This window comes from Oscillatoria nigro-viridis PCC 7112 (assembly GCF_000317475.1).
Classification (GTDB): Bacteria; Cyanobacteriota; Cyanobacteriia; order Cyanobacteriales; family Microcoleaceae; genus Microcoleus; species Microcoleus nigroviridis.
Genome location: NC_019729.1, coordinates 4,738,247 through 4,753,230, shown reverse-complemented (window position 1 = coordinate 4,753,230; position 14,984 = coordinate 4,738,247). Strand labels below are relative to the sequence as shown.

At 46.6% G+C, this 14,984-nt stretch carries 12 protein-coding genes; 6 read left to right on the top strand and 6 right to left on the bottom strand.

All coding sequences use genetic code 11. From position 1 onward, the window contains the following. Positions 1 to 107: 107 nt before the first annotated feature. Positions 108 to 1,310 carry a sensor histidine kinase gene (locus OSC7112_RS19980; RefSeq protein ID WP_015177604.1) on the bottom strand — a complete coding sequence of 401 codons (1,203 nt, stop codon included), beginning with the start codon at positions 1,308 to 1,310 and terminating at the stop codon, positions 108 to 110. Positions 1,311 to 1,668: 358 nt separating this feature from the next. Between OSC7112_RS19980 and OSC7112_RS38405 the strand changes: the two genes are divergently transcribed. Then, complete coding sequence (locus OSC7112_RS38405) at positions 1,669 to 3,033, top strand: calcium-binding protein (RefSeq protein WP_015177603.1); 1,365 nt, start codon at positions 1,669 to 1,671, stop codon at positions 3,031 to 3,033. A gap of 667 nt (positions 3,034 to 3,700) precedes the next feature. Here OSC7112_RS38405 and OSC7112_RS19970 read toward each other — a convergent pair. The 3 genes from OSC7112_RS19970 to OSC7112_RS19960 form a co-directional block, all read right to left on the bottom strand. After that, entirely contained in the window at positions 3,701 to 5,314 is a 1,614-nt protein-coding gene (locus tag OSC7112_RS19970; RefSeq protein WP_015177602.1) for a family 10 glycosylhydrolase, read from the bottom strand. 316 nt (positions 5,315 to 5,630) lie between these two features. Continuing rightward, entirely contained in the window at positions 5,631 to 5,912 is a 282-nt protein-coding gene (locus tag OSC7112_RS19965) for a type II toxin-antitoxin system RelE/ParE family toxin (RefSeq protein ID WP_006634284.1), read from the bottom strand. Beyond that, positions 5,902 to 6,144 carry a CopG family ribbon-helix-helix protein gene (locus OSC7112_RS19960; protein ID WP_015177601.1) on the bottom strand — a complete coding sequence of 81 codons (243 nt, stop codon included), beginning with the start codon at positions 6,142 to 6,144 and terminating at the stop codon, positions 5,902 to 5,904. The genes OSC7112_RS19965 and OSC7112_RS19960 overlap by 11 nt, the downstream gene beginning before the upstream one ends. Positions 6,145 to 6,275: 131 nt before the next feature. Here OSC7112_RS19960 and OSC7112_RS19955 point away from each other — a divergent pair, with 131 nt between their 5' ends. Together OSC7112_RS19955 and OSC7112_RS19950 are read left to right on the top strand one after the other, a co-directional pair. After that, positions 6,276 to 8,339, top strand: a complete 2,064-nt coding sequence (locus OSC7112_RS19955; RefSeq protein WP_015177600.1) for an Eco57I restriction-modification methylase domain-containing protein — start codon at positions 6,276 to 6,278, stop codon at positions 8,337 to 8,339. A gap of 134 nt (positions 8,340 to 8,473) precedes the next feature. After that, positions 8,474 to 9,838: an MFS transporter gene (locus tag OSC7112_RS19950; RefSeq protein WP_015177599.1), complete on the top strand. Its 1,365-nt coding sequence runs from the start codon at positions 8,474 to 8,476 to the stop codon at positions 9,836 to 9,838. 208 nt (positions 9,839 to 10,046) lie between these two features. On the opposite strand, the gene OSC7112_RS19945 is transcribed toward OSC7112_RS19950, so the two are convergent. Both OSC7112_RS19945 and OSC7112_RS19940 read right to left on the bottom strand, forming a co-directional pair. Then, complete coding sequence (locus OSC7112_RS19945) at positions 10,047 to 11,402, bottom strand: Tle-like phospholipase domain-containing protein (protein ID WP_015177598.1); 1,356 nt, start codon at positions 11,400 to 11,402, stop codon at positions 10,047 to 10,049. A gap of 216 nt (positions 11,403 to 11,618) precedes the next feature. Further along, positions 11,619 to 12,980: an alpha/beta hydrolase family protein gene (locus tag OSC7112_RS19940; RefSeq protein ID WP_015177597.1), complete on the bottom strand. Its 1,362-nt coding sequence runs from the start codon at positions 12,978 to 12,980 to the stop codon at positions 11,619 to 11,621. A gap of 136 nt (positions 12,981 to 13,116) precedes the next feature. Here OSC7112_RS19940 and OSC7112_RS19935 point away from each other — a divergent pair, with 136 nt between their 5' ends. The 3 genes from OSC7112_RS19935 to OSC7112_RS19925 all read left to right on the top strand — a co-directional run bounded on the left by OSC7112_RS19935 (position 13,117) and on the right by OSC7112_RS19925 (position 14,946). Further along, complete coding sequence (locus OSC7112_RS19935; protein WP_015177596.1) at positions 13,117 to 13,326, top strand: DUF8624 family small hydrophobic protein; 210 nt, start codon at positions 13,117 to 13,119, stop codon at positions 13,324 to 13,326. Then, positions 13,326 to 13,862, top strand: a complete 537-nt coding sequence (locus tag OSC7112_RS19930; RefSeq protein ID WP_015177595.1) for a GNAT family N-acetyltransferase — start codon at positions 13,326 to 13,328, stop codon at positions 13,860 to 13,862. The genes OSC7112_RS19935 and OSC7112_RS19930 overlap by 1 nt, the downstream gene beginning before the upstream one ends. 337 nt (positions 13,863 to 14,199) lie before the next feature. Next, positions 14,200 to 14,946: a HEAT repeat domain-containing protein gene (locus OSC7112_RS19925; protein WP_015177594.1), complete on the top strand. Its 747-nt coding sequence runs from the start codon at positions 14,200 to 14,202 to the stop codon at positions 14,944 to 14,946. Positions 14,947 to 14,984: the final 38 nt, after the last annotated feature.

Sequence of the window (14,984 nt, the reverse complement as noted above, 5' to 3'; positions counted from 1 at the left end):
TAAAATGTATTATCCCATGATAGTTCTTAATTACACCGACAAAGAAAAAACGCCAAAAGAGGTTACGTTAATTTTACACTTTGTTACATGAAGTAATTTATTTTCGCCTACCTACTTAACGGCAGGCTAACATCGATTCTACACCCCGCTCCGGGTGATGTTTCCAGGTGAAACTCTCCGTTGAGAGAAGCAATTCGCTCTTGCATCCCTCGCAATCCAAACCCGCCAGTACCACTTTCTAATTGGAACCCCCGCCCGTTATCTTCAAGAGTCAAAAGCACTCGATCGCACGTTGTTTGCAATTGCAGGCGAACCTCGGTAGCTTGGGCGTATTTGCAAATGTTGGTCAACGCTTCTTGCACGATGCGATACAGCGTTTTGACAACTTGAGGTGGTAACACAACTTCCACGCAAATGCTGCTGGTAACAGTGACACCCGTAATCTGGCGAAAGTCTTCCATCAGCGAGGCAATCCCCTGTTCCAAGGGTTCTTCTGCCTCTGCGTCTGCTCTTAGCGCATTTACCGATTGTCGAACTTCTTTCATCGCCACCTTACCGAGTCGCTGGGCTTGTTCCAAAAACGGTTGTGCCTCTATGGGGTCATGTTGCCAGAGTTTCATGGCGGTTTGCAGTTGAATGTTGAGCGAAGTCAAGGCGTGACCCAGGGAATCGTGAATCTCTCTTGCAATGCGATTGCGTTCCTGAACCGCTGCTAAATCTTCTATTTGCAGGGCATATTCCCGTAGCTGTGCGTGGGCTTGCGATAGTTGTTCCTGGGTTCTGCGTTCTGCTAGTAAGGTACTGACCAACTGCGACACGAAAAATAGCCCCAATCCAAACATCAACAATTCTGCCGTCTGGTGCATCCAAATTTGCTGTTGCTCGACATTAGGCAACATTAGGGGTATCACTCTTTGAAGATACTGAACTTGATGAAACATATACATTACCAGCGACAGACCTGCCACAATCCATCGACCGGGGGATGCAAATAAAAAACAACTGCGAATTAAGACGATTAAATACAGGGTCGGTAGGATATGCAGATATCCCAAGGTAGTTCCGTAGAAGATCAGACCCATTTCGATCGCCGTATAGAGATAGCGAAACGAAGTTTTGCCCGCAGGTAAGATCCATCCCATCAAGCCCAGGGAGATCAGGATCAGAATGTGCTGTACGGGAAGACTTTGACGCTGCCACGCTTCGATGGCGGCCATCACTCCACAACTGCCTAACATGATCCATTCGGTGTACAGCAGAAAGCGAAATGGTTGAGGTTGGGTTTTTAGTAGGGATGCGATCGCAGTCATGGCAGGGGCCTCCAGTAGTTCTGGCTCTCAAATATTCCCCAAAAATACTGCAAGTCAGAGTGAATGTCGATAAAACTCGGCAATTTTCTAACTTTCGCTGATGCCACCCCTGGGAACTATGACTAAAGTTATAGCCGATCGGGATAGGAAGCGCGAACATCGGACTCGGCAGTGATGGGCGATCGCAACTTTTGGCAGATGAGGGGGCGATCGAGAATATCTATTTCGTTGATGTCAGATCGAGACGTTTTTCAGATGTGTTGAACCGAGTTGATTTCCTAAGATTGTGACATAGCAAACCAAAGCAAACTGTTTTGATTTGCCTCAATAATTCACTTAATATCTAGGAGCAACGAACATGGCTGTAATTAATGGAACCAACGGCAACGACAATCTTAACGGTACTGCTGCGAGCGATACCCTGCGGGGATTAGACGGAAACGATAATCTGTTTGGCGGTTTTTTTGGGGACGATCTTCTGGATGGTGGAAACGGAAACGATACAGCGACCTATCTGGGATTTGGCAATAACATAAATGCTTCCTTAGAGACGAACAAAGCAACTTTTTTTGGAGGTAGCGGGACTTTCATCGGTATTGAAAACTTAATTGGCGGTAACAATCAAGATGTCTTAACTGGCAACGGTTTTGACAATCTGATCGATGGTAGTTTTAGCAATGACGACATCTCGGGCCGGGCAGGGAACGATCGCCTAATTGGTGGAGCCGGATTCGATACTTTAAAGGGAGAACTAGGAAACGATAACCTGCGAGGTGGCAACGATACGGATCTGCTAGACGGTGGCGATGGGGCAGATTTCCTAGCTGGCGACAAGGGCAACGATACGATGATCGGTGGCAGCGGAGACGACGCATTTGAATGGGTGGATGGCGACGGCAGCGATCTGATTCAAGGCGACGGCGGTCGCGATAACTTGTTATTCAACGGTTCGATCGCGCAAGGGGATAATATTGATCTCACCCAATCGGGCTTGAACATTGTATTGCAGCGCACCAATCTCGTCCCCGTAACCTTAACAACCACAGGCATAGAGAGTTTCAATGCAATTAACGGTGGCGGTGGCGATGATGTGTTAAATGTCCGCAATCTAGGCGCGACAAGCGGTGTCGAATTTATCCAATTCACGGGGGGAGAAGGCAACGATCGCCTGAATACAACTAATGTATCAGCGAACATCAATGCTAGTGGTGGTAACGGAAATGATATTCTCGTAAGCAGTAACGGGAACGACGAGCTATTTGGTAATGGAGGAAGTGACGTTCTTTCCGGGGGTGACGGGAGCGATCGAATTACAGGTGCCGAAAGAGGAGGAGGCAAGGGTGAAATTGATGTGCTAATTGGCGGTGCAGGAGCAGATACTTTTGTGCTCGGAGAGATCGGGCAAATTAATTATGATGATGGCAACGGCTTGTTAGACAATGCTGCGGACATTTTCAATGGTAACATTGGCATTGATGGTCTGAGCGATTTTGCCCGCATCTTAGACTTTAGAATCGGTGAGGATGTCATTCAACTCGGTGGGTCGAGCAATAGCTACGTGCTCAGAACCGTCCCCAATTCCCTGCAAGGAGGGAGTGCAGCTCAAGATGTGGGAATTTTCAAGAACAATGGATTTGCACAGCCCCTTGAGTTGATCGGGCTCGTTCAAGATGCACCCTCTGGTCTAAATATCAACAATTCAGCGCAATTTAAATTCAGCTAGTTTTCAGGCGATCGCACTGCTTTAAGTTTGAATCGAGTACGGTGTTGTGTGGCACAAAAAACACACAACACCGTTTGGCGATCGACCCAAACATTGCCCGCAGTTTAATATTGGGGGAATACAAGAAACGCCAGCCGTTGTGGCTTGAGATTTAAGATATTGTCAGCTCGATCGGGCGCTATAAGATAGGTTGCGGTAATAGTTTCAGCCTAACTTGTTTTCATGCTGTCAGCTTAATGCGTTTTCTCGCAGTCCGGGGTTTAAACCCCTGCCTCATAGCTTAAGGAATGAGAATTAAATAACTTACAATGCGTGATGGTTCTTGTGGGATGGGCGTCCCGCCCGTCCAGAAAGGGCGGGCTATAAGCCCAACCCCTACTCCCCACTTTCAAGAGTGTAAATTATTTAATTCGCGATCCTTAGAATGCGTGATGGTTCTTGTGGGATGGGCGTCCCGCCCGTCCAGAAAGGGCGGGCTATAAGCCCAACCCTACTTCCCACTTTCAAGAGTGTAAATTATTTAATTCGCATCCTAAGTCGGTTAAAACCGACTGCAATTATTAGAATTATTATTTCAATGAATGTTATAAATTGATGATTTATGAATTAGTAAGGTACGCCATAAGCACCTTACTAACCCTGGGGTATTTCCGGCTAAGCTGACACGCTACAAGCTAGCGAAATTCACTTTTGTGACTTCACCTGCGGCAACATTAACTGTTTGTTGAATTTGACTTCCGTCAACTTTCAACTGATAAGAACCGGGTGAAAGCTCGATCGCCCCAAACCATCCTTTACCATCGGCGCGCAGTTGACGCACCTTGCCAGCAGCATCGATCGACTGCAATGTCAAGCTAGCACCGTCGCAAGTTTGAGCGCACCGCTGCAAATTTCCGGCGATCGCACCTGTAGTCGGTCGCGACTTCCAAGGCATATCGGGAACGGCTGCTGCTGTCGCCCACACAGGCTGAGTTTCATAGGTTTTGCCGGTCGCAGCATCAACGTATTGACTCGGCACAGAAAGCGCGGTGTAAAACAAATCGTTGCTTTGGGGAACGTATTTCCAAGGCTGGCGGGGCAAATCACCGCTACCGCCCGATCGCAGTTCCACATTCGTGTACACGTTGCTGCTAGCGTAGGAATAGAGAACCGTACCTGCGACGTGATTTCCTTTCGCAGAGGGCTGTTCGGCGCGACGAATCTGGCCTAGAGTGTCTTCGATGTAGTTGAGGTAATTGCCGGGGCCGATCGCAATTTGGCGGTTGTACTGGTGGTCTTTGGCGTACTCGATCCAGTGGTCATAAGCGAGTTTTTGCGATGGTTTGTACTCCCGCTGGTAAGTCATCGGCATCGCCATGTCTAAGATCCCTTCTTCCAGCCAAGCGCGCCAATCCTGCAATACTTCTTTGTAAGGCTGCGTTTGATACCATCCTGCCTCGTTTTTCGGGCCGTCTCCCCAGGCGATCGTGGCGGCGGTAATTTTAACGCGCGGTTTGATTGCAAGGCTTTCTACATACAGCTTCCGCACTAAATTTGTCACCTGATCGCGCCGCCACTGCATCCAGGCGGGATCGCTGGGTGCGGGTTTGCCCGATCGACCTGTTTGCTGATTGAAACGGGCGATCGCAGTCGGATTGTAGCCCCAAGTCGGTCCGCCGTAGCGCACGTAATCCAACTGTACGCCGTCCACATCGTAGCGCTTCAGCAAGTCCAAATAGACGGAAACAGTATAATCTACGGCGTCTGGATGGCCGGGATCGAGGAAACCGGGTGATTCCCCACCGTAAGTCAGCATCGCCCAATTGTTGATTCCCGGCGCATTGGGCCCGTGTTGTTGCCAAACGTGACCGGCGGGAAGTTTGGTGCCGGAAACCACCGGCAGCGTCACCATCCAAGCGTATACTTCAATGCCTGCGGCGTGGGCTTTGTCAATCAAATCTTGCAGGGGATCGAAACCGGGGGGAACGTTGGGATCGAGGGTGCGGGGTTCGATCGCGCTGGTGTAAAAAGCATCGCCACGGCGGCGGACTTGGGCGACGATGGCGTTGGCATTTGCCCGCTGCGCGTCTGCGATCAATTTTGTGACTTCTTGAGGGGTTTTGAAGCCGGGGTTGAAGGCGTCCACCCAGAATGCCCGAAATTCGGCGGTTTGGGTTTGCGGGGGCATAGTTGCGCTAGCGCGGGATGGGAAGTTGGAGAACCAACCAGGAGTCAGCAGAAAACTAATTGTTAAGCCGATCAGGAACAAGCTTGACAAAAAGAATGTTTTGGTCTTTCGCATGAGAAGTGTGTGAGAGAGCGTTTAACAGTCCTTTACGGACTTTTGGTTTGAGCGTCCGCTTGACATTTTCGCACAATGGTACATTAAGTGGGCAAATAAGTAAAATCGGTATTGTAAAACACACCCTTGCAGAAAAAGTCGATCGGGCCTCTTACACCCTTCTCGGTATAAAATTATCTTTTTCTTTCTTCTTCTTTTTTCTTCCTTCGTGACAAGATCACTTACGCGCGGCTTCGCCTAACGCACCTCGAAGCGGTTCAATAATACTAATCCTATTTTGGCGAAAATACACTAAAAGTGCGATCGGCAGCATCACCTAATTTTCTGGATACTTTCTTGAACTGTGAAGGATACGAAGAATTTCTACGTTTTCTTCTTTTACTCGATAGATGATGAGATAAGAGGTATTGGAAATGACAAGTTCTCTAGTAGCTTCTACGCGACCAACTCTACCCATAAAAGGAAATTCGGCGAGTTGACCTACAGCACTCTGAATCCTTAAAATTAATTGCCTTGCTGCCTCTGGATCGTCTTTGACAATATATGCGTGAGCCTGTTCTAGATTTCGCAAAGCTTGTCGCAGCCACTTAATTTTCATTGGTCAATTTGACAAAAACTGCTTTGACTTCATCATCGCTGGCAAAGTCTCCAGCTTCGGCCTCGGCAACGCCTTTATTAATCTCATCAAGCAGCCATTGATAGATGTCCAGGTAAGAAGCGATCGCTTCGTTCAAAACATAAGTTAAATCCCGATCCGTGACATTGGCGATCGCCTTCAGCGCCTCTTTTTTTTCGCTATCAAGGAGAAATGTAAAACTTTCTTGACTCATGGCTGCCCTTTGCTGTTATGGGAAGAGAGTAAACTGGTACTATGATAGCGTAGAGATTCCTATTTTGGCGAAAATAAACTGAACTCGCGATTCCCTACGGGATAGCTGCGCTTCACATACTTTTTGAACAAATGATAGCACCGCAATTTCAAACCCTAGCCCTTCCGGGTAACAGCTACTCAACTGCAAGCAATTTACTCGATCGAGTAGATGGCTGGCGCCAAGAAGCAACCCGAAAGTTGCAGCAAAGCCAGAGGGGAGAAAAGGGACAATTTTTAACACCTTCCTCAGTCGCAAGTTTGATGGCGGGAATGTTTGAATTTAACCGTCCCGATATATCGCTTTTAGATGCCGGTGCAGGAATTGGTTCCCTGTTAGCAGCCGTTGTTTGCGAACTTTGCCAGCGCCCAAACAAACCTCGCAGCCTGCACGTTACAGCTTATGAAATTGACCTTATTTTGATTGAATACCTCAAGCAAACTTTAGAATTGTGCAGTATTGAATGTCAGCATTTTGGGATATCTTTTACCTGTGAGGTTCGCGCAATTGATTTTATTCAAGACAGCGCCGATATGTTGCAGCCCAATCTATTTACACAGCCAGTAAAACGGGAATTTACCCATGCAATTATCAATCCTCCCTATGCCAAAATAGACGCGAAATCTCAAGCCCGAACCTTGCTGCGTTCTATAGGACTAGAAACCAGCAATCTCTACGCTGGCTTCACAGTTGCTGCCGCTCACCTGCTCAAACCCAACGGTGAATTAGTGTCGATTACTCCCCGCAGCTTTTGCAACGGTTTATACTTTCGAGATTTCCGCAAAGTATTCCTTCAAATGATGGCTTTACGCCAAGTACATATCTTTGAATCCCGACAGTTGCCATTTCGCGATGATGCGGTGCTGCAAGAAACTATTATTGTGCGCGCCACCAAACAAATAGAACAGCCAGATACTGTACTAATTACCTCAAGCAGCAGCGCGGGCGACGACCTGGTTTTGTCTCACCAACTGCCCTATACTGCCCTAATTAATCCCCAAGATTCCGAGCAATTTATTCGGATTTTACCGGATTCTGTCAGCCAGAAAGTAGTCGAGCAAATGGCTCAATTTACTTGCACTATAGAGGAATTAGGCTTAACAGTTTCCACCGGAAAAGTTGTAGATTTTCGTGTTCGCTGTGACTTGCGGCTAAAACCTGAGAACGGTACAGTTCCGCTGATTTATCCCGCACACTTCTCGGCTGGCGGTGTTGAATATCCCACAGCAACGAGAAAGCATCAAGCTTTAGCTGTCACGGAAAAAACTGCTGCACTCCTCGTACCTAACGAACATTATGTTTTGAGCAAGCGCTTCTCGTCAAAGGAAGAGAAAAAGCGAATTGTTGCTGTTGTCTGGGATGCCACTAAAATTAATAGTTCTAGCGTGGGTTTTGAGAACCATTTGAATTACTTTCACCAACAGGGACGCGGATTAGACCTCACCCTGGCGCGGGGATTGGCCGTTTATCTAAATTCTAGTTTGGTAGATGCGTTTTTTCGACTGTTCAACGGACACACTCAAGTTAATGCTACGGATTTACGCACTTTGAAGTATCCTAATGTAGAGCAATTACTTTTACTTGGTAGTGAAATTGGAGACATATTTCCTACACAGCGGGAGCTCGATCGACTTGTCGAGACACAACTACTTAACCCGACAAATCCGTTAGAAAATAGCCCAATGACAATCAAGAACCGTATTGATGAATCTCTAGAAATACTTGCAGCGCTGGGTTTTCCAAAAGGTCAGCTTAACGAACGTTCTGCCTTAACCCTTCTGGCTTTGCTTGACCTCAAGCCAAAGGATGCTTGGGAATCTGCGAAATCTCCACTTTTGGGAATCACGCCAATTATGGAATTTATGGAGCAGCAATATGGTAAAAAGTATGCGCCCAATACGCGGGAAACTGTGCGGCGCCAGACGGTGCATCTGTTTCTAGATGCAGGTTTAATTGTTGTTAATCCTGACAGTCCCGAACGTCCGGCGAATAGTCCAAAAACTGCATATCAGATAGAAGAAAGTGCTTTAGAACTGCTGCGAACTTATGACACTTCTGACTGGGACAAGAATGTTCGGGCTTACCTCCTTTATTTGAAAGGAGAAAATCTTTTGCAGGCTTATTCCAAAAATGAAAATATTTGTGAGTCTGAATGATGGTAAAATGCACTATTTATATGGCTGCCGCTGGCATCGGAATGACATATACTGTGATGCAAGCGGTTTAATTGACCGGAATTGTCGATCGCACTCAGTAAATCAAATAAGTAACTAGGTAAAATATCTCTGCAATGGAAAAAAAGCATAACGCTGGATTGTGGGTATCAGTATTGTACTTCGCTCAAGGTCTGCCTTACACCGTCGTTAATTTAATGTCGGTGATTTTTTTGAAAGGTATGGGAACCAGCAACGAAATCATCGGATTGACAAGTCTGTTGTCTTTTCCCTGGGTTTTAAAAGGTTTGTGGGGGCCAGTTGTTGATTTGTATTCCACCAAACGCAAATGGATTTTAACAACTGAAATCATTTGTGCTTTTCTGTTTGCTTTCCTAGCTTTTGGCGTATTAACGCCGGCACCGATTATTATATCGCTTGTTATCTTTACGGCGATCGCCTTTGTCTCAGCTACTCACGACATCGCCATTGACGGATTTTATTTAAACACTCTCAATAAAGACCAGCAAGCCTTGTTTGTCGGGGTTCGGAACACGGCTTATAGAGGTGCTGTCATTGCGGGTAGCGGTGTATTGGTGTTCTTAGCCGGGAAACTGGCCGAACAGCATTTAGTCACCGGAAATACAGGCGACATCAAAACATATCAAAACATTCCGCTGTCACTTTTCGGTTCGGATTTTAGCGTGTCTGCGCTTAACTACGGATGGGCGACAGCCTTTGGTATTTGTGCGATTATGTTTGTGCTGATATATCTCTTTCAGCGGTGGTATCTTCCCTATCCTCGAAATTACGATCTGGAATCCGACACCCCTCAACAAACAACCAGCTTTATCGAAGCATTTAAAACATATTTTCAGCAAGATAAAATAGGTTGGATTGTGGCTTACGTCTTGATTTTTCGCTTGGGAGATGCCTTGACGTTTAAAATGGCTCCTCCATTTTTAATGGATAAAGTTGAGAAAGGAGGATTAGCAGTTTCTACGTCGGATATGGGCTTATTATCCGGTACTTTAGGGGTAATGTTTCTCTTAATTGGAGGGTTGCTGGGCGGTTATTTGATTGCGAAACAAGGATTGAAAAAATGGATGTGGCCGACGGCTATTCTGCAAAATTCGACTAACGTGCTGTATTGGCTGTTGGCAATCAATCAGCCGGGGATTGAATGGGCTTATGCTGTAAACTCGATCGAGCAATTTACTTACGGACTTGGCGTAGCTGCCTATACAGTGTTCTTGATGCGGACTGTCCGCCCTGAATACGAAGCATCTCACTATGCAATTACAACTGCTTTTATGGCGGCAGGAGTGCTGATTCCGGGCGTTTTCAGCGGCTACTTGCAGGCGAATCTCGGCTATCAAAATTATTTTTTGATGAGCGCGCTGGCTGTGATTCCCGGTATGCTGACCATTTTCTTTCTGCCCCTAGAAGATGAGAAAAAATTAGCATCCATGCCCAGGCCTGGACTGGACGATTTCGATTAATATCAAGTCGGGTCGCTATAACTATAAGATTCGGACGGGTCGGGTTTACCAATGTCTGCACTACTTTTTCGAGATTTCGGTCAACCCGCCCCTGCAAGAATATGGATGTTTTTAATCACTAACTGGTATAAACTGTGCGTGCCTTCATAAGATAAAATAAGGACACAACATTGTTGTGTCCCTACCGAAGATCTGTATTGCCAGCCAACTAAATCGCAATAAAATCAGTGGCTGTTAGCGGACTACTTAAAATGCCAGGAATACTGGCAAGAACTTGGCCATTACGGGCAATTTCAATCGTCGTTGAAAAATCTCCTTCAGTAACTCTCACTTGGTTGAAGGTCAAACCTCCGCTCAAACCGATTAAATCTTGGCCCTTTTGAAAGTCTACAAGTGTATCTGTACCGCCAACCCCTAACACAAATATGTCGCGTCCAGCGCCACCGATTAAGAGATCTGAACCCGCCGCGCCAATGAGCGTATCGTCCCCGTCTCCACCGTTCAAATTGTCATCGCCTTTGCCACCTAATAACTGGTCGTTGCCGGCGCCACCGCTGATAATATCGTTGCCTTTGTTGCCGCTGAGAGTGTCGTTTCCCCCATTGCCAGTGATAATATCGTCGCCTGCAAAACCCGATGCTGTATTGTTGGCATTGTCGCCTACTAAATTATTAATTTGGGAGAGATCGAGAGCAGTTTTCATTGCCACAAGATTTCCTAAAGAGGAGCTTCCCGGAGCGGTTCTTAATTGTTCTACACTGCTGCGCGATTCCAGCGATGTTGCCAAGGCAGGCAGTGTAAAGTCTAAGCCAGCTAACAGTTCTAAATAATCTGAATCTGTGAAAGTGAAATCCGGGCGGTTCAACTGGTCTACAGAGATTTCGGCCTGAGTTAAGCCGGGAGGAGGAGCAGTTAACAAACCGCTTTGGGTGTGCTTGTCCAAGACAAGTAGCGGGTTGATAATCGGGTCAGTAAATGTTTGAAGAACTACTTTTCCCGGTAGAAAAGCTTCTCCTCCCAAACTCACAAAATCTCCGCTAACTATGTAGTGAGTTACATTTTTTCCGGCCCCGGCTTTCTGCTTGAATGTATTGACTGTACTCTGAGCGACTCCGGGAGAATTGAAGGTGACAACATCTCCGATCGCAGATGTGAATTCTGTTGCGGCTAGTTGCGTTATGGCGCCGCCCAAGCTGTGCCCGAGAAGGTCTGGTGGCAAGCGGCGCGGGTTTTTTGCTGTATCTTGACTGATTTGTGTCAGCCAATTTCCTAATGCTTGTTTGTTGGCTTCAAATTGGTTGAAACCGACGCCGCGCTTGTCTGCGTTGGCAAGATCGTCTGTGGGCGAGTCGGTGCCGCGAAATACCAAAACAGGCGGTTTGTCTGGGGTGGTGGAAATTAAGCCGATCGCGTGAAATCCAGTTCCGGGATCGTCAAAGGTGCGATCGATTTTGTAGCCAGCAGCGGTCAAACCCGTTTGAACTAAAGTTTGAGACTGGGGCTTGTCATCTATGTAAGCAAGTTGCTTGGCTATAGTTTCGTAAGCGGCGGGGGAGGAGGGCATATTTTTTTATTTCCTGTCGTTAGATTGGGAATTAGTGTTTAAGCTACTTAATTAATTTTACTGTAAACTCCGGTTGTTAACCATATTAATTGGTCATTTTTAGTGTTTTTTTAATGGCAAATTTAGGAAAAATTTTTTAATACAAAAAAACACTCTAGCTACAAAAACCACCCCGGTTTCGCGCCACCAAAACTACAATTTTTTATAGCCATCAAGCTATACAAAATCTACCCGCGTAATATCGCTGGCAACTACGCCTCTGAGAGTAGCAAGAATTTCCCCAGTAATCGGGATAGTAATTAAAGCTCCGTCACCACCTTGGGTTACTCTAATTTGAGGAAAAGTTAGACCCCGCGACAGTGTAATTAAATCTTGACTATCTTGAAAATCTACAATTACATCTGCTCCGCCACCGGGTTCCAATACAAAGCGATCGCGCCCCGCACCACCAATTAAAAAATCGTTGCCAAACTCGCCGGAAATCAAATCGTTTCCGTCGCCACCGTCCAAATAATCGTTATCTCTGCCGCCGTACAAGAAGTCGTCGCCAGCACCACCGATGATGCTGTCATTACCTCGATTGCCTCTGAGAGTATCGTTACCGCGATTGCCGATAACTGTATCCTCTCCAGGGCCGCCAGTAGCAGTATTGTTGCGATCGTCCCCTGATAAATAATTCGGCTGTAATGGAGCTAAGCCGAATTGCATTTGTCTGATTAACTGCACGAAAGAAAATTCTGGTGCTGTTCTCACACTCTCAGCACCGCCTCTGGTTCTGATGGCTACTGACACATTGGGCAGGGCCAAATTCATCGCAGCGATAAACTCGTTAAAATCTGAATCGTTGTTATAAGCAAATTCGGGACTGTTTAATTGTTCTACGGAAATTTGCCTCTGCAAAAAACCCACGGGCGGAGTAGTTAACAAATTTTCAGTTCGATGTTTCGCCAAAACAGTTAAGGGATTAATACTGGGGTCTGTAAAACTTTGGACAAATACTTTACCCGGAATAAATGCTTCGCCAAACAAGCTGACTATATCTCCGCTGACAATGTAGTGAGTGACATTTTTTTTGCCGACTCTGCCGAGATTTCTCCGAAAAGTGTTGAATGTACTCGCTGATACTCCCGGAGAGTTGAAAGTAAAGATATCCCCGGTCAGAGATGTGTATTCGGTTGCTACAATTTGAGCGACTGCTCCGCCCCAACTGTGTCCGATGACATCGGGCAATAATTTGTTGGGGTTTTTACCTGTATTTTGACCGATTTCTGCGAGCCAATTTTTGATATTATCTTTGTTTTTTTCAAATTCAGGTAAACCAATGTCCCGCGAGTCGGAAAAGATAGCGTCGCCGTCGATGAAATCTGTACCTTTAAATACCAGGGCTGGCGGGTTTTCGGGATTGGATGAACCGAACCCGATCGCATAAAAGTTGGTTTCTGGGTCGTCGAATATGCGATCGATATAGTAGCCGTTAGTATCGAGGAAACGCGAAACTTCATTTGCCGCGCTAGGCTTTTGATTCAAAAAAACAATTGATTTAGCCAGAGCTTCATAAACAGCAGGCGAGGCACTCATAATATTAGATTTTCTGTTTGTTGGTATTTGCGATCGCTCTATTCTCGAGCTAATTGTCCAATGGCAGCCATTATAGCTGACAAGATTTGTATGGTAGACTTGATAATATCAACTCAAGAATCAAGTTTTTGCGGTTATGGCTATCATTCGTCAATACATTGCTCCATTAATAGCGATATTAGTATTTTTCCTGGCTCTGGTAGCAGTCAGCGCTCGCATTTTTTTGCCGGCTGACATGGCTGCCCCGGCACCGATTGAGGAACCGATCCCCCAAAAGCAAGCGGCAGTAGTGAATCCAATTTTCTTGGGGCTAAATTATTCCGCTTTCGGTGTCCGCGCTCGCTGATGTCCGCTCAACTAATACCGGGCTACTGGCTGCGCTCGGGATCGGGAGTCGATCGGGCAAAACTGGTAAAGTTTATGCACCGGACATACCGAGAGCTTTACCCCGATGCCGAATTGGGACATTTGGCTCAAACTGTCGAGCAGTATTTTTCTAACCAGACGCCGGTTTGGTGGGTAGAGTGCCATAAAAACACCCAAGAAGAGGCAGAAATTTTGCCGGCGCTTCCCTCGCAGCACCTCAATCCCCAATCTCAAGCCCAAAATCTGACATCGGTTGTCGGATGTTTGTGGTTGGGAAATGCGATCGACCAAACCACCGGAGAACGCTATGCTCACATTTTTTTGCTGTACGTAGCACCGGAACATCGCCGTCTAGGAGTCGGTGCAGCTTTAGTTATTCATGCTGAAAATTGGGCGCGGGAAAGGGGCGATCGGCAAATTGGTTTGCAAGTATTTCTGAGCAATCAGCCTGCGGTGAATCTCTATCAAAAATTAGGCTATCAAAGTCATTCCGTCTCGATGCTCAAGTCTCTTTGAAATATAAATTCAACGGGTTTGGAATCAGGACTAAAGTCCTGATTCATCCAAATTATGAGGACTTCAGCCCTCACTACAAACTTAGGTGACAGCAGAGATATTCGTTTGTAGTAAGGATTTTAGTCCTGATTCATCCCAATTATGAGGACTTCAGCCCTCACTACAAACTTAGGTGACAGCAATTATGAGGACTGAAGTCCTCGCTACCAATTTAGGTGACAGCAGAGGTATTTGTTTGTAGTAAGGTACTGCGCGCGCACCCTATAATTATTGACTGCTGACTGCTGACTGCTGACTGAGTTGCTTAGGAGCATCCTCTGTGCGGTAAAGTTTTTTTATGAACAATAACGACTACTCCAACGCCCTTGATACTGATACGGAACTGGAAAGCCCTTTGGATCAATTTGACGAATCCGAACCCCCGCTGCCAGATCCCGAGGAAATGCTGCCTTTGCTGGAATCCCCGGAACCTCAGCACCGGATGATGGCGGCGCGGGCTTTTTGCGAACTGCAGGACGATCGAGCAATTTCGCATTTAATTAATTTATTGAGAGACGGTTGCCCCTTGGTGCGGGTAAGCGCGGCTTATGCGTTGGGGCGAAATCCGAGTCCGGATGCTGTGGAACCGCTGATTCTTCAGCTTAACCGCGACTGGAACGGTTACGTTCGCAAAGGCGTAGTTTGGGCCTTGGGAAATTGCAGGGATCAGCGCGCTTTGCCGTCTTTAATTGATGCTCTGAAAACTGATATTTCGGCGGTGCGTTTGTGGGCGGCGAGTTCTCTGGGTCAGATGGCAAAAGTTGGTTACTCTGTGGTGATTGCGGCGATTCCGCCGTTGATTGAAGCGCTGCGGGGAGATGCTGTGTCTGCTGTGCGAAGTAATTCCGCTTGGGCGATCGGGCAACTGGCGCGCGAATTGCCGAATAATATAGTGTACGCTGGGGCGATCGACGGTTTGATTGAAGCTTTAGAAGAAGATGAAGATATGGGCGTCAGGGAAGATGCTAAATCTTCACTTTTGCGAGTTGGCGACCCGCGCGGATTGCAGATAATTGAAGATTTAGAAATGGAAGGACTTTTGTGATATAAGTACCACAATTAAAGACCAATTACTAATTAGAA